We start from the raw sequence: 18,835 nt of genomic DNA, 5'->3' as shown, positions 1-18,835 counted from the left end.
CGGGTGGTTTTTATCAAGACCCCGCAAAACATAGTGCTTTGCGGAGTGGGTCAATGGGCGGGCCGTGGCCCGCCCGGCAGGCATCAGCCTTTGTCGATCGCTTCTTTAACCGCTTCGCCCAGTGTCGCGGGGCTGTCTGCCACGACGATACCGGCTTCTTTCATCGCTTCGATCTTGCTCTCCGCGTCGCCTTTACCACCGGCGACAATCGCGCCTGCGTGGCCCATGCGGCGTCCGGGAGGGGCCGTGCGGCCTGCGATGAAACCAGCGGTGGGCTTCCAGCGGCCCTTCTTCTTCTCGTCGGCAAGGAACTGTGCCGCTTCCTCTTCGGCGGAGCCGCCGATTTCGCCGATCATGATGATCGACTGTGTTTCGTCATCGGCAAGGAACATCTCCAGCACGTCGATATGCTCGGTCCCTTTGATCGGGTCGCCGCCGATGCCCACGGCCGAAGACTGGCCGAGGCCCATGTCGGTGGTCTGCTTCACCGCCTCATAGGTGAGGGTGCCCGAGCGCGACACGACGCCGACGGAGCCGCGGCGGTGGATGTGGCCCGGCATGATGCCGATCTTACAGGCGTCGGGCGTGATGACACCGGGGCAGTTCGGGCCGATGAGGCGCGACTTGGAACCTTCGAGCGCGCGGGCGACGCGGGCCATGTCGAGCACCGGGATGCCTTCGGTGATGCAGACGATCAGTTCCATCTCGGCGTCGATCGCCTCAAGGATCGAGTCGGCAGCGAAGGGGGGCGGGACGTAGATCACGGAGGCATTGGCCTCGGTCGCGTGTTTGGCTTCGTGCACGGAGTTGAAGACCGGCAGGTCGAGATGCGTTTGACCGCCTTTGCCCGGGGTCACGCCGCCGACCATCTTGGTGCCATAGGCGATGGCCTGTTCGGTGTGGAACGTCCCCTGCGAGCCGGTCAGACCCTGACAGATGACTTTGGTGTTTTCGTTGACTAGTACGGCCATGATTTCTTCCTTGGTCGGTGATGTTTAATCCCGGGGGCAGGCCCCGGGGGCGTCAGACGCGGTGCGCCCGGTTGGTGGGATGGGCCGTGGCAGGCGCAGGGCCGGGCCACAGCAGGATGGCGACGAGGAACATGACCGGGATGCCAAGCTCCCCGATCTCCTCGACGACGAAGGCGGTGCGTTCGGCATCGGCGCTGACCTCGATCCCCAAGGGGGCGAGTTTGCGCGCGATGCCGTCGAGCAGTTTGTAAGCGACGGTGAAACCGATCCCCAGCAGGACGGCCCCCGCCCAAGCGCGGCCCCGAAACAGAGCCGTGAGATAGGGCCGGGCGTGACGCCAGAGCATCAGCAGGATGGCGGTGACGATCAGCGCAAGGATCAACCCGGCGATCAGCCTTTCGCCCAGCGGGACGCCCTCACCAGTATATTGCCGGGCTTTGAACAGGCCGCGGGTGAACAGGCTTTTGTCGAGGTCCAATTCACGCGCCGCCATGACCGCGAGTACCAGCGGCAGATACCAGACCCGCTGCACCGCGCCGCGCAGGGTCCAGACCAATGCGAGAATGCAAAGGATGTAACCCACGACGGAGAGGCTTTCGTAAAAGCCGCCTTCGGCCAGTAGCGTGGTTTGGGTGGCGGCGGGCAGGCCGTTCACGACGACCATCTGCGCGGCAAAGGCCAGGATCAGGGCAAGGATCACCCACCAGCCCGCGCGGGAAGAGGCAAACGCCTGTGTCATAGGCCCGCCTTTCGCGGGGCGCTGTCGCGCTTGGCCGCATGTTGGGTAAAGGGGGCGAGCGACAGCACGGGCATCAGTAAAGCTGCTCATCTTGATCGACCAATAGGTCCAGCACCCGCAGGGTCAGCAGACCCGCGCCCATGATCATCAGGCTGCGGCCAATGGAGCCAGTGAGGTTCGACGGCAGGATCATCGCCAGCCCGTCACGGGATTTCCGCGCGGCGCGGCGTAACCCGCGGTCGTGGCGCCGGTGGTTGACCGGTTCGGGCAGGCGCAGGGCGCCGGGTTGCCATTGGCGGATCAGAATGCCCGCCCCCGATAGCGCAATACCCGTCAGAACGGGGGAGGATTTGGGAGATTGATCCATACTGACCTCATTGCGTGATCGGGTGGGCGCGGCGCGGTGTCGTCGCATCTGCCCCCGCCGCCAAGGGGCGGCGGGAACGGTGATATCGGCCATGCCCGCGGGGCGCCGTGCCCTGCGGGAACGGCCAAAAAGGCTTAGCCTTTGACCGCTTTCACGATCTTCTGCGCGCCATCTTTCAGGTCGTCGGCGGCGATGACGTCGAGACCGGAGTTGTTGATGATCGCCTTGCCTTCTTCGACGTTGGTGCCTTCGAGACGGACAACCAGCGGCACTTGCAGGCCGACCTCTTTCACCGCAGCGACAACGCCTTCGGCGATGACGTCACAGCGCATGATGCCGCCGAAGATGTTGACGAGGATGCCTTTGACGTTCTCATCGGAGGTGATGATCTTGAACGCCTCGGTCACCTTCTCCTTGGTCGCGCCACCGCCCACGTCGAGGAAGTTGGCAGGCTCCGCACCGTAGAGCTTGATGATGTCCATGGTGGCCATCGCCAGACCCGCGCCGTTCACCATGCAGCCGATCTCACCGTCGAGCGCGATGTAGTTCAGGTCATACTTGGAGGCTTCGAGTTCCTTGGCGTCTTCCTCGGTCTCGTCGCGCAGGTTGGCGATGTCGGGCTGGCGGTACATGGCGTTGCCGTCGAAGCCGACTTTGGCGTCCAGCACCTTGAGTTCGTTGCCGGGCATGACGATCAGCGGGTTGATTTCCAGCATCTCCATGTCCTTCTCGATGAAGGCTTTGTAGAGCTGACCCATCAGCTTGACGCATTGCTTGACGGCGGCGCCTTCGAGGCCCAGCGAGAAGGCCACGCGGCGGCCATGGTAGGGCTGGTAGCCGGTCGCCGGATCGACGGAGAAGCTGAGGATTTTTTCAGGTGTCGCTTCGGCGACTTCTTCGATGTCCATGCCGCCTTCGGTGGAGCAGACAAAGGAGATGCGGCTGGTCTGGCGGTCGACCAGCAGGGCGAGATACAATTCACGCTCGATGTCGGAACCGTCTTCGATGTAGATGCGGTTGACCTGTTTGCCTGCGGGGCCGGTCTGGTGCGTGACAAGCGTCTTGCCCAGCATCTTCTTGGCTTCCTCGGCCGCTTCTTCCACGGATTTGGCAAGGCGCACGCCGCCCTTTTCGCCAGCAGCGGCTTCTTTGAAGCTGCCCTTGCCGCGACCGCCTGCGTGAATCTGCGCTTTGACAACCCAGAGGGGCCCGTCCATTTCGCCGGCTGCGTTCTTGGCGTCTTCTGCCTTCAGCACAACGCGGCCGTCGGAGACAGGGGCGCCATAGCTGCGCAGGAGGGCTTTTGCCTGATATTCGTGGATGTTCATGAAAACGGTCCCGTTTCTGTTCCAGTTGCCCCGTAGTATGGGGATGACTTTCGTTCCTGTAAGGGTTTTTGCCGAGAAAGCCGGGTTTGGCCAGTTAAAAATGAGTTTTGTGATCACACGATAATTACGTGTGATCACATTTCCGCTCAGCGGCTCCGAATCGGCTGATTTTTGCTTGAATAAGGGGGGATAGGCCGCCCCACCGAAGGGGCGGACCGGCTGTTTAGCGCGGCATGAGCGCCCAGTAATCGAGGTCAAGCAAAACCTCGGGGCGGTATTTTCCGGCCTCATCGCGCAGCTCGAAGGGGGCGCCGCCCTTGGTCGCCACAAGGCGCAGACGCAGCGCACCGACACCGGGGGCCGCAGTCTCGGCCATGTCGAGCACTTCGGTCCAGGCACGTACGGTATCGCCCGCAAGGCAGGGGTTGGCATGGGCGCCGCCGTTCAGCCCCACGACCATCTGCGCATTGGCCAGCCCGTTAAAGGACAGCGCGCGGGCCATGGAGATTACATGGCCGCCATAGATCAGCCGCGAGCCGTCGGGGCGGGCGGAGGTGTCGAAATGCACCTTGGCGGTGTTCTGCCACAGGCGCGTGGCCATCATGTGCTCGGCTTCCTCAATCGTAACGCCATCGACGTGATCGATCTTTTCGCCGACCTCATAATCGCCCCAGCGGTGCGGTTCCCCGGCGCGGGCGAAGTCGTAATTGGTAAAGTCGAGGCCCTGCGGGATGTGCAATTGATCCACAGTCAGCGCATCGGGCAGGTCCGGCAGGGTGGTCTCGGGCGCGGGGGCGTCGAGGTCACCTTTGCGCACCATGACCCAGCGGACATAGTCGAGCACCTTTTCGTCATTCTGGTTCAGCCCGGTGGTGCGGACCCAGACGACGCCGGTCTTGCCGTTGGAGTTCTGTTTGAGGCCGATGACCTCGCTTTCGGCGCGCAGCGTGTCGCCGGGCCAGACGGGGTGCAGCCAGCGGCCTTGGGCATAGCCCAGATTGGCCACGGCATTGAGCGAGACATCCGGCACGGTTTTGCCAAAGACGATGTGAAAGGCGATCATATCGTCGAGCGGGCTGGCCTTCAGCCCGCAGGACTGGGCGAAACTGTCGGCGGAATAGAGCGCGTGCCGCGCGGGGTAGAGCGCGTGATAGAGCGCACGTTCGCCCGCACCGACCGTGCGGGGCACCGCGTGATGCAGCACCTCGCCCAGTTTGTAGTCTTCGAAAAAGCGGCCCCGGTTGGTCTTGCTCATCACTGCTCGCCCAATTTGGTGTCGGGCGAATAGGTGCCGGGGGCGTCTTTCACCACGGCTTGGCCGCAGCGCATGACCCCGGCCTTGTGGTCCCATGTTTGGGTGGGAGAGCCGTAAAGCTCCCAGCCTTTGTTCAGCGCATCGGTGACTTTGTGGCAAAAGGCGGATGTATCTTCTTCGGAGAGGAAGCGGTAAACTTTCATGGAAGGCTCCGGGATCAATGGGGGAAGGGGATGACGCCGAGCCATGTGTGAATGCCGGCGACGAGAACGAAGAGGATCGTGGAGATCACGATGAGGCGGATATAGGTGGCGCGGCCTGCGTGGGGCGGGGGTGTCCAACCCGGCTCGGCGCGGTTGATCAGGATGACCTCGCTCACGGCCCAGCCCAGCATGGTGCCAAAGAGCAGGATGGAGGCGAGATCGCCGTTGACCAGAAGGTGTGCCGTGGCCCAGATCTTCACCGCCAGCAGTTGCGGGTGGCGGGTTTTATAGGCGGGCCATGCCTTGGCGCCCTTGGCGGCGCTGGAGCCGAAGACCCAGAAGGCCAGTACCATCAACAGGTTGTTGATGTGGATAAAGAAGCTGGGCGGGGTCCAGACCGGAATGAACTCCGCTGCGCGATAGCCCCAGATGATGAGGGCCAGCGCCACGACCAATGCGGTGGCGACCGCGCCCCGGCCTGCGGTGCCCATCTGCGCCCGTTGGGCAGGCATCAGGCGTTTGAGGAGATGGGCCCCGATCCAAAGGATCAGGCCGAGGATGAGGATTGTCATGGCGAAGGCTCCGGGCTCATGGCTGCAATTGCCGCCAGTTTTGCCAGTGTTTCGCGGGCGGTGGCAACATGGAGATTTTCCACGATTTTACCGTCGACGACCGCCACGCCCTGACCTGCGGCCTGTGCCTCTTCATAGGCGTCGATCTGGCGGCGGGCGAGGGCGGCTTCTTCCTCTGACGGGGTGAAGGCGGCATTCGCGATGTCGAGCTGCGCGGGGTGGATCAGGGTTTTGCCGTCAAACCCCATGTCGCGGCCCTGTTCGCATTCGGCGCGCAGGCCGTCTTCGTCTTTGAACGCGTTATACACCCCGTCGATGATCGCCACGCCATGCGCTTTGGCGGCCAGCAGGCAAAGCCCGAGGCCGGTGATCAGCGGCAGCCGGTCGGGGCGGAAGCGGGTTTGCAGGTCTTTCGCCAGATCGTTGGTGCCCATGACCATGGCCTGCAACTGGCGGTGCCCGGCTATGGCGGCGGCATTCAGCATGGCGCCGGGGGTTTCCATCATCGCCCAAAGGGGGATGTCGCCCACGATCTCGGCCAGCGCTTCGAGATCGGCGGGGGAGCCGACCTTGGGCAGGAGAATCGCATCGGGGTTCATTGCGGCGGCGGCGCGGGCGTCATCGGCGCCCCATTCGGTATCGAGCCCGTTGATCCGCACCACCCGCATCCGCGCGCCGTAGCCGCCTTCGGCCAGTGCCTCGGCCAATGTTTCACGTGCAGCGACCTTCTCATCGGGGGAGACGGCATCTTCGAGATCGAAGATCACCGCGTCGCAGACCAATCCGCGGGCTTTGTCCAAGGCACGGGGCTTGGAGCCCGGAATGTAGAGAACGGAACGCAGGGGGCGGGTTGTGGCGGTCATGAAAGGCTCCTCAGGCAGGGCGGCGCGCTGGCCGCCTAACATTGTTGCGCACAGAGGGGCATTTTTGTGCGAAAACTTCAAGGCAAAACATGCCGCGACGCAGCGAAGCTGTTGCGGTGATTTCCGCGCGGCGGATTAACCAGTCTTTCAGCCTTGGGGCGCACTGTCTGTTGCATCGCATCTGCCGCAGTTTCCAGCGCAGCGGATGCAGTCATTTCAACCAAGGCTGCTTTGGGGCCGGTGCGAAAGACGGCGCATTGCCACCCCCAAGGATCACGCCTTTCGATGCGAAGGCAGATGCTATGACAGGTTTCGTTAAATTTCTTCACCTCGCGGCGCTCACCGCGGCTTCGGCGATTGTGCTGGCCACCACGACCGAGGCGCAGACGCCGCGCAATTGCGCGCCGCGCGATCATGTGGTGCTGCGGCTGGCCGATGGCTATGGCGAGACGCGCCAGTCCATGGGACTGGGCGGCGATAATGCGGTGGTTGAGGTTTTCGCCTCCAACCAGACGGGCAGTTGGACGATCACGGTCACCGGGGTCAACGGTATCACCTGTCTCGTCGCCTCGGGCCAAGGGTTCGAGACGCTGGCGGAGGAGTTGCCCGCCAAGGGCGAAGACGCCTGAGGGCGGAATATATCGTGGAAGCGCGGGCGGCCTAGGGCCGCCTTTTCTATGTTTGGGGCCTGCCGCTGCTTGGGCGAAGTCCCGCCATTTATTTGTGCCGCCGTGGAACTGGAGAGGGCCATCCGGGTTGTGGTTCCAGAAGAGCAAGCAACGCTCATTTTTGGAAGGAGACCTACAATGAAACGTTTTCTGAGCACGACGGCCATCGTATTGACCATGACCGGCACAGCCTTTGCTGACGCGCATTCCGAAGGCTTTGGCAACGTTGCCGTAGAGCAGACTGATTTCCTTGCATCCGACCTGATCGGCATGCGCATCTACAACTCCGAAGCCGAAGTTGACGCGGCAACCCCCGTTGCCGATGGCGCCGAGCAGGAGTGGGATGATATTGGCGAGATTAACGACATCATCGTGTCGCAGGACGGCGAAGTGACTGCCGTGATCCTTGGCATCGGCGGCTTCCTTGGCATGGGCGAACGTGACGTTTCCATCTCCATGGACAAGATTCGCATCCTGAACGACGAAGGCGGTGAGCGCTTCCTCGTTGTGAACACCTCGAAAGAGATGCTGGAACAGGCGCCTGAGTTCGAACGTCCCATGATGGATGGCGAGCGGATGGAAGGCGACGCCATGAACGAGACTGACGCGAACGTCACCGTCATCAACGGCGAGACCGAAGCCGAAGAAATGGCGAACGATGTCGAAGCCGAGACCGAGGAAATGGCCAACGACGTAGAGGCCGAGACCGAGGAACTGGCGCAAGACACCGAGAACGCGGCCGAAAACCTTGAAGCCGAGACCGAAGAGATGGCCAATGACGTAGAGGCCGAATCCGAGGAAATGGCGCAAGAAGCCGAAACCATGATGGAGAACGCCGAAGCCGAGACAGAAGAAGCTGTCAACGAAGCCGAAGCCAACACCACCGTGATCACAGGCGACGAAACCGTTGAGCGTGAACTGCTGCCGCGCCCCGAAGTTGAGCGTGAAGGCTATGCCAATGCCGAAGCCGAGATGATCGAGCAGATGAGCGCCGAGGACCTTGAAGGCTCCTATGTCTATGGTGCCAACGACGAAACCGTGGGTGAGATCGACTCGCTGCTGATCGGCGACAACGGCCAGATTGACCGTGTGGTCATCAACGTGGGCGGTTTCCTTGGTCTGGGCGAAAAGCCGGTGGCCGTGACATTTGACGAACTTCAGGTTCTGCAAAACGTGGAAGGCGACGACGTGCGCATCTACATCGACAGCACCGAAGAGCGTCTGGAATCGCAGCCTGAGTACCAAGGCGACTAATTCTTCGCCTTAAAGTTCAGCAATTGGCCGCCCCTCGGGGCGGCCTTTTTCGTGGTGAGGGCAGGGGTTAGCCGCCCGCCAATGCTGCAACTTGCACGGGACCGTGCATTTCGGTATCTCCGGCGCAAATGAAACCTCTGTCGGAGACATGACCATGGCCAGACCCAAAATCGCGCTTATCGGCGCGGGGCAAATCGGCGGCACTCTCGCCCATCTCGCAGCGTTGAAAGAATTGGGCGATGTCGTCCTGTTCGACATTGCCGAGGGCACCCCTGAGGGCAAAGCTCTCGATATCGCGTCGTCGGGCCCCTCGGGCAAGTTCGACGCCACCATGTCGGGCACGCAAGATTACGCCGATATCGCGGGCGCGGACGTCTGCATTGTGACCGCCGGTGTGGCCCGCAAGCCGGGTATGAGCCGCGACGACCTGCTGGGCATCAACCTCAAGGTCATGAAATCCGTGGGCGAGGGCATTGCCAAGCACGCGCCCGACGCCTTCGTGATCTGCATCACCAACCCGCTCGACGCGATGGTCTGGGCGCTGCGCGAATTCTCGGGCCTGCCGCACAACAAGGTTTGCGGCATGGCTGGCGTGCTCGACTCCGCGCGTTTCCGCCACTTCCTCGCGACCGAGTTCAACGTATCGATGAAAGACGTCACCGCCTTCGTTCTGGGCGGTCACGGCGACACGATGGTGCCGCTGGTACGTTATTCCACCGTCGCAGGCATCCCTCTGCCCGATCTGGTCAAGATGGGCTGGACCACACAGGACAAGCTCGACGCGATCGTGCAGCGCACCCGTGACGGCGGCGCCGAGATCGTCGGCCTGCTGAAGACCGGCTCCGCCTTCTACGCGCCCGCCACCTCCGCGATCGAGATGGCCGAAGCCTATCTCAAGGACCAAAAGCGCGTTCTGCCCGCAGCGGCGCATGTCGATGGGGCCTACGGCTTGAACGGCTTCTATGTGGGCGTGCCCACCGTGATCGGCGCAGGCGGTGTTGAGCGTGTCGTCGAGATTTCGATGAACAAAGACGAGCAGGCGATGTTCGACAACTCCGTCAACGCGGTCAAAGGTCTGGTCGAAGCTTGCAAAGGCATTGACGAGAGCCTCGCCTAAGCCTCACGGCATACGAGTTTTGGAGCGCGTCCCAATCGGGGCGCGCTTTTTCGTTCAGGGGTGGGGCAGTTTTGTGATCACACTATAATATGCTGTGATCACAAAAACGAGTAGGACCACATCACTCTGTCATTTTTCCACCGAAACACCGGCCAAACCCGGCAGATTCCCCGCAGTTCCCCGTGACAGTCCTGTAAAAACCGCTATCAAGATGCAAAGCACAGGACAAAGCACAGGACAAAGGACCGCGCCATGGCCGACGTGAACCGGGGTAACCGCCCGCTTTCCCCGCATTTGACGATCTACCGCCCTCAATTGACCTCCATGACGTCGATTCTCACCCGGATCACCGGCAACGCGATGCTGATCACCGCGCTGCTTATCGTGTGGTGGTTCCTCGCCGCGGCCACGTCTCTTGAGTATTTCGACACCGTGAACGGAATTATGACCAGCTGGTTCGGTGATCTGGTCTTTACCCTGTCGCTCTTGGGCCTGTGGTATCACACGCTGGCCGGTGTGCGGCACCTGATCTGGGATACGGGCCGCATGCTCGATATCCCCACCGCGGAAAAGCTGGGCTGGACCGTGCTGATCGGATCGGTCGTGCTGACCATCCTGACCATCATCATCGTTTGAGGAGCGACACCATGGCATACATGACAGATCGCAAACGCGCCCGCGGCCTTGGCTCGGCGAAAACCGGCACCGCGCATTTCTGGGCGATGAAAGTCTCCTCGCTGGCGCTGTTGGTTCTGATCCCGCTGTTCGTCTTTACCTTCGGCAGTGCGCTCGGCGGCAGCTATGAAGAGATCCTTGCCTATTACGCGCGGCCCTTCCCGGCCATCGTGGCGGCGCTGACGCTGATCGTGGGCTTTAAACATTTCAATGACGGCGTGCAGGTGCTGATCGAGGACTATGTCCATGGGCTGGCCAACAAAGTCGCCCTCATCGTGATGACCATCATCAGCTACGGCGCAGCAGCGGTCGGCGTTTTCGCCATCGCCAAGCTCGCCCTGTAACAATACGCCCAAACGGGAGACCGATTAAATGGCAGCATATGAATACGAAACCCACGAATATGACGTTGTCGTGGTGGGGGCAGGCGGTGCTGGTCTGCGCGCGACTTTGGGCATGGCGGAGCAGGGGCTGCGCACGGCCTGTATTTCCAAGGTGTTCCCGACCCGCAGCCACACCGTGGCCGCGCAGGGGGGCATCGCCGCGTCCTTGAGCAACATGGGCCCCGACAACTGGCAGTGGCATATGTATGACACGGTCAAGGGCTCGGACTGGCTGGGCGACACGGATGCGATGGAATACCTCGCCCGCGAAGCGCCCAAGGCGGTTTACGAGCTTGAGCATTACGGCGTGCCCTTCTCGCGCACCGAAGAGGGCAAGATCTACCAGCGCCCCTTCGGTGGCCATACCACCGAATTCGGCGAAGGCCCCCCCGTGCAGCGCACCTGTGCCGCCGCTGACCGGACCGGTCACGCGATCCTGCACACGCTCTACGGCCAGTCGCTGAAGCAAAGCGCGGAATTCTTCATCGAATATTTCGCCATCGACCTGATCATGTCGGACGACGGTGTCTGCCAAGGTGTGCTCTGCTGGAAACTCGACGACGGCACCATGCATCTGTTCAGCGCCAAGATGGTCGTGCTGGCGACAGGCGGCTATGGCCGAGCGTACTTCTCGGCCACCTCCGCACATACCTGCACCGGCGACGGCGGCGGCATGGCGGCCCGTGCGGGTCTGCCGCTGCAAGACATGGAATTCGTCCAGTTCCACCCCACCGGCATCTACGGCGCGGGTTGCCTGATCACTGAGGGCGCGCGCGGCGAGGGCGGTTATCTGACCAACTCCGAAGGCGAGCGCTTCATGGAGCGCTATGCGCCGACCTACAAGGATTTGGCGTCGCGCGACGTGGTTTCGCGCTGCATGACGATGGAGATCCGCGAAGGCCGCGGTGTGGGCGAGAACAAGGATCACATCCACCTGCACCTGAACCACCTGCCGCCGGAGACGCTGGACCTGCGCCTGCCGGGCATCTCGGAATCCGCGCGTATCTTTGCGGGTGTAGACCTCACGAAAGAGCCGATCCCGGTGCTGCCCACCGTGCACTACAACATGGGCGGCATCCCCACGAACTACTGGGGCGAGGTGCTGAACCCGACCGCCGACAACCCCGACGCCATCGCACCCGGCCTGATGGCCGTGGGCGAGGCGGGCTGTGCCTCGGTGCATGGTGCGAACCGTCTGGGCTCCAACTCCCTCATCGACCTCGTGGTCTTTGGCCGCGCCGCCGCGATCCGCGCCGCCAAGATCGTCGACCCCGAAAGCCCGGTGCCCGCCCCGAACCTCAAATCGGTCGAGAAGGCTTTCGATCGCTTCGACGGTCTGCGCAATGCCAAGGGCGGCACGCCGACTGCCGAACTGCGCCTTGAGATGCAAAAGACTATGCAGGCCGATGCCGCCGTCTTCCGCACCGACAAGACGTTGGAGGAAGGCCGCAAGAAGATGATCGACGTGGCCGACAAGCTGAACGATCTGCATGTCACCGACCGCAGCCTCGTGTGGAACTCCGACTTGATGGAGACCTTGGAGCTGACCAACCTGATGCCCAACGCCACCGCCACGATCACCGCCGCCGCTGCGCGCAAGGAAAGCCGTGGTGCCCACGCGCATGAGGACTACCCGGACCGGAACGACGACGAATGGCGCAAGCATTCGCTGGCCTGGTTCGATGGCAACGATGCCAAGCTGACCTACCGCGCCGTGCACCTTGATCCGCTGACCAAAGAGGATGAAGGCGGCATCGACATGAAAAAGATCGCCCCCAAGGCACGGGTGTATTGATGGTCCGCACAGCACTCATCGCGGCCACGATGCTCGGCCTTTCGGGCTGTGTGGAGGTTCAGCAGGCGGTGGATGACACCGCCCGCCAGACCTCCAAAGGCGTGGTGACCGAGGTTCTGGCCACCCGTTTCCCGCAGGTGCCGAAAGAGCTGATCACCCCCTTCACCGATTGCATCATCGACAATGCCGACGCGCTGGAGCTGCGCGAATTGGCCCGCGCCACCGTGGTTGGCGTGGACGATACAACAACGGGCACCGTGCGCACCATCCTGTCGCGCCCCGAGACCCGTACCTGCCTGCTGGCCGCCGCGCCCGCAGCCGGTCTGACGCTTTAGGAGACGCATAATGGTTCAACTGACGCTTCCGAAAAACTCCCGCATGACCAGCGGGAAGACATGGCCCAAGCCCGAAGGGGCGACCAACCTGCGCGAGTTCCACATCTATCGCTGGAACCCCGACGACGGGAAGAACCCGGCGCTGGATACCTATTTCGTCGATATGGACGATTGCGGGCCGATGATTCTCGACGCGTTGATCAAGATCAAGAACGAGATCGACCCGACGCTGACCTTCCGCCGCTCCTGCCGCGAGGGCATCTGCGGCTCCTGCGCGATGAACATCGACGGGATCAACACGCTGGCCTGCACTTACGGCATGGAAGAGATCAACGGCGTGGTGAAGATCTACCCGCTGCCGCATATGCCGGTGGTCAAGGACCTGATCCCCGATCTGACCCACTTCTACGCCCAGCACGCCAGCATCCAGCCGTGGCTGGAAACCGACACGCCCGAGCCCCGCAAGGAGTGGAAACAGTCGATCGACGACCGTGCCAAGCTCGACGGTCTGTATGAGTGCATCATGTGCGCCTGCTGCTCGACTTCTTGCCCCAGCTACTGGTGGAACGGCGACCGCTACCTCGGCCCAGCGGCCCTGCTGCACGCCTACCGCTGGATCATCGACAGCCGGGACGAGGCCACGGGCGAGCGTCTGGATGACCTTGAGGATCCGTTCAAGCTCTACCGCTGTCACACGATCATGAACTGCGCCAAGACCTGCCCCAAGGGGCTGAACCCGGCGGCTGCGATCGCCAATATCAAGAAACTGATGGTCGAGCGCACCGTCTAATCCACCCAATCCGACAGGAAGGCCCGGCCAAGCGCCGGGCCTTTGGTTTTTCCCATGATCCTGCCCTTCGTCATCGTTATCGTCTTTGTGATCGTGCTGATCTTTGCCCGTCGCAACGCGCCCACGCGGGACTGCCGCTGGCGCGAAGACCGGGCGGGGGACAAAGGCGCGCTGCGCAAATACCACTGCGTCGCCTGCGGGGCCGAAGCCTACCGCAGCGAAGGCCCGCCCGACCGCTGCCTCAAAGGGCTCGACACCCCGCGTCTGTGACTTGCTTTTGCCCCCAGCCCGCCGCAAGCTTGCGGGAACAGGGGAGGCAGCAATGGGTGAGCGTTTCAAAGCAGATGTGATCGTCGTGGGGGCGGGTCTGGCCGGCATGGTCGCCGCCCATGAGGCCGTGCTGCGCGGCCGCCGGGTGCTGCTCATGGACCAAGAAGGCCCGCAAAGCCTCGGCGGGCAGGCCTATTGGTCGCTCGGCGGTCTCTTCATGGTCGACACGCCCGAACAACGCCGCATGGGCATCCGCGACAGCGCGGAACTCGCCTATCGCGACTGGATGGGCTCGGCGCAGTTCGACCGGGCGGAGGACGCCAACCCCCGCAAGTTCGCGCAAGGGTTCATCGACTGGGCGGCGGGCGACATGCGCGCATGGCTGCACCAGATCGGCCTGCGCTGGTTCCCGGTCGTCGGCTGGGCCGAGCGCGGCGGGGCAGGGGCCGGAGGCCACGGCAACTCCGTCCCGCGTTTCCACATCACCTGGGGCACCGGCACCGGCGTTGTGGCCCCCTTCGCGCGGCTAATGCGCGAACATGCAGCGGCGGGCAAACTGCGCCTTGGCTTCCGCCGCCGGGTCACACGACTGGTCGCCACCAATGGCGCAGTCACCGGCGTCGCAGGCGAGGTGCTGGAAGACAGCGACGCCCTCCGCGGGCAGAGCACCCCACGCAACGTCACCGGGCCATTCGAACATACCGCCGAATCCGTCATCCTCACCACCGGTGGCATCGGAGCCAACCATGATTTGGTGCGCCAACACTGGCCCACTGACCGCCTCGGCCCCGCCCCGCAACGCATGGTCAGCGGCGTGCCCGACTACGTCGACGGCAAGATGCACGGCATTGCAGCCGACGCCGGGGCCGGGCTCATCAACGAAGACCGCATGTGGCACTATTGCGAGGGCGTCCAGAACTGGGACCCGATCTGGCCCAACCACGGCATCCGCATTCTGCCCGGTCCCTCGTCGATGTGGTTCGACGCGCAGGGCGACCGGATGGAAGCCCCCTGCCTGCCCGGCTTCGACACGCTCTCGACCCTCAAACGCATCCTGCAAGCGGGCGAACACAGCTGGTTCATCCTGACGCAAAAGATCATCGAAAAGGAATTCGCCCTCTCGGGATCCGAACAGAACCCCGATCTCACCTCCGGCAAACGGGGCGAAGTCCTGAAGGCGCGCCTCGGGAAGGGGGCAACCGCCGCAGTCGAGGCCTTCAAAGAAAAAGGCGCGGATTTCATTGTCGCCGAGGACTTGGAAACCCTCGTCGCCCGCATGAACGCCCTCACACCCGAGACCCCCGTCGCCCCAGAGCACATCCGCGCCCAAATCGCGGCCCGCGACGGCCAATTGGGCAACCCCTTCGCCAAAGACGCCCAGATCACCGCGATCCGCGGCGCCCGCAACTACCGTGGCGACCGCCTGATCCGCACCGCCAAACCCCACGCCATCCTCGACCCGGCCAACGGCCCGCTCATCGCCGTGCGGCTCAACATCCTCACCCGGAAATCCCTCGGCGGATTGCACAGCGACACCCAAGGCCGCGTGCTCACGCCTGCGCGCACCATCCTCCCCGGTCTCTTCGCCGCCGGAGAGGTCTGCGGCTTCGGCGGCGGCGGCTACCACGGCTACAACGCCCTCGAAGGCACCTTCTTAGGCGGCTGCCTCTACTCCGGCCGCCTCGCCGGCCAACACGCCTGAAAGACGCGCCACACCCCCTCCCTTCATCCTTTCCCAAATACCTTCCGCACTCTCCCCACACGCGAGCGCCAACCAACGAAGCACCCCCCTCGCTCACACCACCCGCCAAGCCACGAAAAAAGGCGCGACCCCCGCCGCGCCCCTTCATCCTTTTTCAAATACCAATCCCGCCCTCTCAGCAGGCGCCGCACTCAGGCAAAGGCCGCCTCCAGCGCAATCTCGACCATATCGCCAAAACTCTTTTCGCGATCCTCCGATGGCAGCGCCTCGCCGGTCTGCAAATGATCGCTCACCGTCAGCACCGCCAAGGCACGCCGCTTGTGCCGCGCGGCCAGCGTGTAAAGCTCCGCCGCTTCCATCTCGACACCGAGGATGCCATGGCGCACCATCTGCTCGTCAAGGTCGGGGCGCTCCGCATAGAAAACATCCGAGGAATAGATCCCGCCCACATGGGTCTTAGCTTCGAGCTTTTCGGCGGCAGCGACAGCAGCGCTCAAAAGGCCGTAATCGGCGCAGGGGGCGTAGTTCAATTCGCGGAAAATGCCGGAGGAGGGCGAGGTGATCGTGCTCGCCGTCATGGCGATGATCACGTCACGGATGCCGACATGGGATTGCATGCCGCCACAAGAGCCGATGCGGATCAGGGTCTGCGCGCCATATTCGGTCATCAACTCATTGGCGTAGATCGACAGCGACGGCATTCCCATGCCCGAGCCTTGGATCGTCACCCGGTTGCCGCGCCATGTGCCGGTAAAGCCGAGCATGCCGCGCACTTCGTTGACCAGTTCGGCCCCTTCGAGAAAGGTCTCCGCCGCCCATTTCGCGCGGTAGGGGTCGCCGGGCATCAATACGGTTTCGGCGATATCGCCGGGTTTTGCGCCAATATGGACGGTCATTTCTGTCTCCTGATGTTTGGCGCATTTTGCCCGCGCAAGGCGGGCTTCACAAGGGCTGCGGTGGGGCAGGGGGTGTGACGTAAACTTCCGCTCGGCGCCGTGCGGGCGGTGACTATCGAATTCACATTTCCGTTAGCAATAAAAAAGCGCCGGTGAATTGCTATTCAACCGGCGCGAAATTCCCGTATTTCGGGAAGTATTAAACCCGCATCGTTTCCGGATCGGCACCATTCTCTACTTGGGCGCGGAACCAATTCGGCTGGCGGCCTTTTCCGGTCCAAGTCTGGGACGGGTTCTCCGGATTGGCGAACTGAGGCTTCGATTTCGGACCGGCAGGCGCTTTGCGCGGCTTCTTGGCCTTCTTGGGCGCGGGGGCCTCATCAGCTAACTCATTCAGGGAAAAGCCATATTCCGCCGCTGCCTTTTGCGCTGCCTTGCGTGCGGCGCGGCGTTCGCGCGCCTGCGCGGCCTGCAATGCCTTTTTGACATCCGACAGAAGTTTCTCCAGTTCCTTACGGCTCATGGATTTCAGGTCTTTTTCCATATCTGATATTTCCTTTCCAGATTGTGCTGGTAGAGGGAATTATAGAGGCAATAAGTTAATTGCACGATGTATTTTGTGTCAGCCTATTCCGCCGCCACCGCTTTGGGATCGGCGAGCGTAATGATATCCTGCATGATGACGTTTAATTCGAAGTCCTTCGGCGTATAGACCTGCGCAACTCCAGCGGCGCGCAAACGGGTGGCGTCGGCCTCGGGAATGATGCCGCCGACGATGACGGGAATATGGGTCAACCCGGCCTCGGCCATGCGTTTCATCAGGTCTTCGACCAAGGGCACGTGAGAGCCCGAGAGGATCGACAGGCCGACCACATGGGCGGCTTCCGTTTGTGCTGCTTCGACAATCTCCGCAGGTGTCAGACGGATGCCTTCATAGCTGATGTCCATGCCGCAATCGCGGGCGCGGACGGCGATCTGCTCGGCCCCGTTTGAGTGGCCGTCGAGCCCCGGTTTGCCGACGAGGAACTTCAGCCTGCGGCCAAGTTTGTCGCTGACCGCGTCTACCGCATCGCGCAGGTCGTCCAGACCTTCGGTCTTGTTGGACTGGCCTGCGGAAACACCTGTAGGGCCACGATATTCCCCGTGAACGGCGCGCATCTGCGCGGCCCATTCGCCGGTGGTCACCCCGGCTTTCGCAGCGGCGATAGAGGCGGGCATGATGTTCTCGCCCGCCTGCGCCGCGGCGCGCAGATCGGCCAGCGCCTGTTTCACGGCACCCTCGTCGCGCGCGCTGCGCCATGCGTCGAGCCGGGCGAGCTGGTCGGCCTCGGCGCCGGGGTCGGATTGCATGATATCGCCTGCGCCGGTCATCAGGGGCGAGGGCGCGCCTTGCTGCCATTTGTTTACGCCCACCACGACGGTTTCGCCGCTTTCGATACGCCGCAGCCGGTCGGCATTGCTTTCGACTAAACGTCCTTTCATGTAATCGATCGCGGAAATCGCGCCGCCCATACCGTCGAGATTCGCCAATTCGGCCCGCGCGCCTTCTTTGAGCAATTCGACCTTGGCATCGACCGCCGGGTTGCCGTCGAATAGATCGTCGAATTCCAAAAGGTCCGTCTCATGTGCCATGATCTGCTGCATCCGCATCGACCATTGTTGATCCCAGGGGCGGGGCAGGCCGAGGGCTTCGTTCCATGCGGGCAATTGCACGGCGCGGGCGCGGGCTTTTTTCGAGAGGGTCACGGCCAGCATTTCGATGAGAATACGGTAGACGTTATTCTCGGGCTGTTGTTCGGTCAGCCCCAGCGAATTGACCTGCACCCCATAGCGGAAGCGACGGAATTTGGGGTCTTCGACGCCATAGCGCGCGCGGCAAATCTCGTCCCAAAGGTCTACAAAGGCGCGCATTTTGCACATTTCGGTGACGAAACGGATGCCTGCGTTCACGAAGAAGGAAATGCGGCCCACCAATTTCGGGAAATCCTCTGCCGGGACGCGGGGTTTGAGCGCGTCGAGCACGGCGGTGGCGGTGGCCAGCGCGAAGGCCAATTCCTGTTCCGGCGTCGCGCCCGCCTCTTGCAGGTGGTAGGAACAGACGTTCATCGGGTTCCATTTCGGGACATTCGTATAGCAGAATTCGGCCACATCCGCGATCATCTTAAGCGATGGCGCGGGCGGGCAGATATAGGTGCCGCGGCTAAGGTATTCCTTGATCAGGTCGTTTTGCACCGTGCCTTGCAGCTTGGAGACATCCGCGCCCTGTTCCTCGGCCACCGCGATATAGAGCGCCAGCAGCCAAGGGGCGGTGGCGTTGATCGTCATCGAGGTGTTCATCTGCTCCAGCGGGATGCCATCAAACAGCGCGCGCATATCGCCGAGGTGGTTCACCGGCACGCCCACCTTGCCAACCTCGCCGCGGCTGAGCACATGGTCGCTGTCATATCCGGTTTGGGTCGGCAGGTCGAAGGCCACGGAAAGCCCGGTCTGCCCGCGCTCAAGGTTCGAGCGGTAGAGCGCGTTAGACGCGGCGGCGGTGGAATGGCCCGCATAGGTGCGAATGAGCCAGGGGCGGTCTTTCTGCGGTTGGGTCATCGTGGCCTCTTGAATCTGGGTTGCAATAAAGTTGCGTCATGACGTTGATAGGGGAAA

General features: G+C 62.6%; 21 protein-coding genes. 10 read left to right on the top strand and 11 right to left on the bottom strand.

Features of this window, described 5'->3' with window-relative positions; genetic code table 11:
- Positions 1-83: 83 nt before the first annotated feature.
- The 8 genes from sucD to ACGYK2_RS11475 form a co-directional block, all read right to left on the bottom strand.
- Complete coding sequence (sucD, locus tag ACGYK2_RS11510; RefSeq protein WP_067261915.1) at positions 84-971, bottom strand: succinate--CoA ligase subunit alpha; 888 nt, start codon at positions 969-971, stop codon at positions 84-86.
- Between the two features lie 52 nt (positions 972-1,023).
- The gene (locus ACGYK2_RS11505; RefSeq protein WP_271689340.1) at positions 1,024-1,710 is read right to left on the bottom strand and encodes a hypothetical protein; all 687 of its coding nucleotides are present in this window, start codon (positions 1,708-1,710) and stop codon (positions 1,024-1,026) included.
- Between the two features lie 73 nt (positions 1,711-1,783).
- Entirely contained in the window at positions 1,784-2,077 is a 294-nt protein-coding gene (locus tag ACGYK2_RS11500; protein ID WP_271689342.1) for a hypothetical protein, read from the bottom strand.
- A gap of 134 nt (positions 2,078-2,211) precedes the next feature.
- Positions 2,212-3,405 (bottom strand): ADP-forming succinate--CoA ligase subunit beta, encoded by a 1,194-nt coding sequence (gene sucC / locus ACGYK2_RS11495; protein WP_067261910.1) that lies wholly within the window; start codon positions 3,403-3,405, stop codon positions 2,212-2,214.
- Positions 3,406-3,628: 223 nt separating this feature from the next.
- Positions 3,629-4,660, bottom strand: a complete 1,032-nt coding sequence (locus tag ACGYK2_RS11490) for a MaoC family dehydratase (protein ID WP_271689343.1) — start codon at positions 4,658-4,660, stop codon at positions 3,629-3,631.
- Complete coding sequence (locus ACGYK2_RS11485) at positions 4,660-4,863, bottom strand: DUF1737 domain-containing protein (RefSeq protein WP_067261906.1); 204 nt, start codon at positions 4,861-4,863, stop codon at positions 4,660-4,662. Before ACGYK2_RS11485 ends, ACGYK2_RS11490 begins: the two co-directional genes overlap by 1 nt.
- A 14-nt stretch (positions 4,864-4,877) precedes the next feature.
- Entirely contained in the window at positions 4,878-5,435 is a 558-nt protein-coding gene (locus ACGYK2_RS11480) for an NnrU family protein (RefSeq protein ID WP_271689344.1), read from the bottom strand.
- Entirely contained in the window at positions 5,432-6,298 is an 867-nt protein-coding gene (locus ACGYK2_RS11475) for a CoA ester lyase (protein ID WP_271689345.1), read from the bottom strand. Before ACGYK2_RS11475 ends, ACGYK2_RS11480 begins: the two co-directional genes overlap by 4 nt.
- Before the next feature lie 302 nt (positions 6,299-6,600).
- On the opposite strand from ACGYK2_RS11475, the gene ACGYK2_RS11470 reads away from it, so the two are divergent.
- From ACGYK2_RS11470 to ACGYK2_RS11425, 10 genes are all read left to right on the top strand, one after another.
- The gene (locus ACGYK2_RS11470; RefSeq protein ID WP_271689346.1) at positions 6,601-6,927 is read left to right on the top strand and encodes a hypothetical protein; all 327 of its coding nucleotides are present in this window, start codon (positions 6,601-6,603) and stop codon (positions 6,925-6,927) included.
- A gap of 177 nt (positions 6,928-7,104) precedes the next feature.
- Positions 7,105-8,220: a PRC-barrel domain-containing protein gene (locus tag ACGYK2_RS11465; protein WP_271689347.1), complete on the top strand. Its 1,116-nt coding sequence runs from the start codon at positions 7,105-7,107 to the stop codon at positions 8,218-8,220.
- Positions 8,221-8,374: 154 nt separating this feature from the next.
- On the top strand, positions 8,375-9,337 hold the full coding sequence (gene mdh / locus ACGYK2_RS11460; protein WP_067261933.1) for a malate dehydrogenase: 963 nt from the start codon (positions 8,375-8,377) through the stop codon (positions 9,335-9,337).
- A gap of 252 nt (positions 9,338-9,589) precedes the next feature.
- Positions 9,590-9,973 (top strand): succinate dehydrogenase, cytochrome b556 subunit, encoded by a 384-nt coding sequence (sdhC, locus tag ACGYK2_RS11455; protein WP_067261898.1) that lies wholly within the window; start codon positions 9,590-9,592, stop codon positions 9,971-9,973.
- 11 nt (positions 9,974-9,984) lie between these two features.
- On the top strand, positions 9,985-10,356 hold the full coding sequence (gene sdhD / locus ACGYK2_RS11450; protein ID WP_067261896.1) for a succinate dehydrogenase, hydrophobic membrane anchor protein: 372 nt from the start codon (positions 9,985-9,987) through the stop codon (positions 10,354-10,356).
- A gap of 28 nt (positions 10,357-10,384) precedes the next feature.
- The gene (gene sdhA, locus ACGYK2_RS11445) at positions 10,385-12,190 is read left to right on the top strand and encodes a succinate dehydrogenase flavoprotein subunit (protein ID WP_271689348.1); all 1,806 of its coding nucleotides are present in this window, start codon (positions 10,385-10,387) and stop codon (positions 12,188-12,190) included.
- Complete coding sequence (locus tag ACGYK2_RS11440) at positions 12,190-12,525, top strand: hypothetical protein (RefSeq protein ID WP_271689349.1); 336 nt, start codon at positions 12,190-12,192, stop codon at positions 12,523-12,525. Before sdhA ends, ACGYK2_RS11440 begins: the two co-directional genes overlap by 1 nt.
- A gap of 10 nt (positions 12,526-12,535) precedes the next feature.
- Positions 12,536-13,315: a succinate dehydrogenase iron-sulfur subunit gene (locus ACGYK2_RS11435; protein ID WP_067261891.1), complete on the top strand. Its 780-nt coding sequence runs from the start codon at positions 12,536-12,538 to the stop codon at positions 13,313-13,315.
- Positions 13,316-13,369: 54 nt separating this feature from the next.
- A complete protein-coding gene (locus ACGYK2_RS11430; RefSeq protein ID WP_067261889.1) occupies positions 13,370-13,585 on the top strand; it encodes a hypothetical protein in 216 nt (71 codons plus the stop codon).
- Positions 13,586-13,637: 52 nt separating this feature from the next.
- Complete coding sequence (locus ACGYK2_RS11425) at positions 13,638-15,287, top strand: FAD-binding dehydrogenase (RefSeq protein ID WP_394374298.1); 1,650 nt, start codon at positions 13,638-13,640, stop codon at positions 15,285-15,287.
- A gap of 191 nt (positions 15,288-15,478) precedes the next feature.
- On the opposite strand, the gene deoD is transcribed toward ACGYK2_RS11425, so the two are convergent.
- From deoD to ACGYK2_RS11410, 3 genes are all read right to left on the bottom strand, one after another.
- Positions 15,479-16,183 carry a purine-nucleoside phosphorylase gene (gene deoD / locus ACGYK2_RS11420; RefSeq protein WP_209217445.1) on the bottom strand — a complete coding sequence of 235 codons (705 nt, stop codon included), beginning with the start codon at positions 16,181-16,183 and terminating at the stop codon, positions 15,479-15,481.
- A 199-nt stretch (positions 16,184-16,382) separates the two neighbouring features.
- Entirely contained in the window at positions 16,383-16,727 is a 345-nt protein-coding gene (locus tag ACGYK2_RS11415) for an H-NS histone family protein (protein ID WP_271689351.1), read from the bottom strand.
- Positions 16,728-16,810: 83 nt separating this feature from the next.
- Positions 16,811-18,778 (bottom strand): protein meaA, encoded by a 1,968-nt coding sequence (locus ACGYK2_RS11410; protein WP_271689352.1) that lies wholly within the window; start codon positions 18,776-18,778, stop codon positions 16,811-16,813.
- Positions 18,779-18,835 lie beyond the last annotated feature (57 nt).

It is taken from the genome of Sulfitobacter sp. 1A10359, assembly GCF_043558145.1.
GTDB classification, from domain to species: domain Bacteria; phylum Pseudomonadota; class Alphaproteobacteria; order Rhodobacterales; family Rhodobacteraceae; genus Sulfitobacter; species Sulfitobacter faviae.
This window is presented reverse-complemented; position numbering and strand designations above follow the sequence as displayed.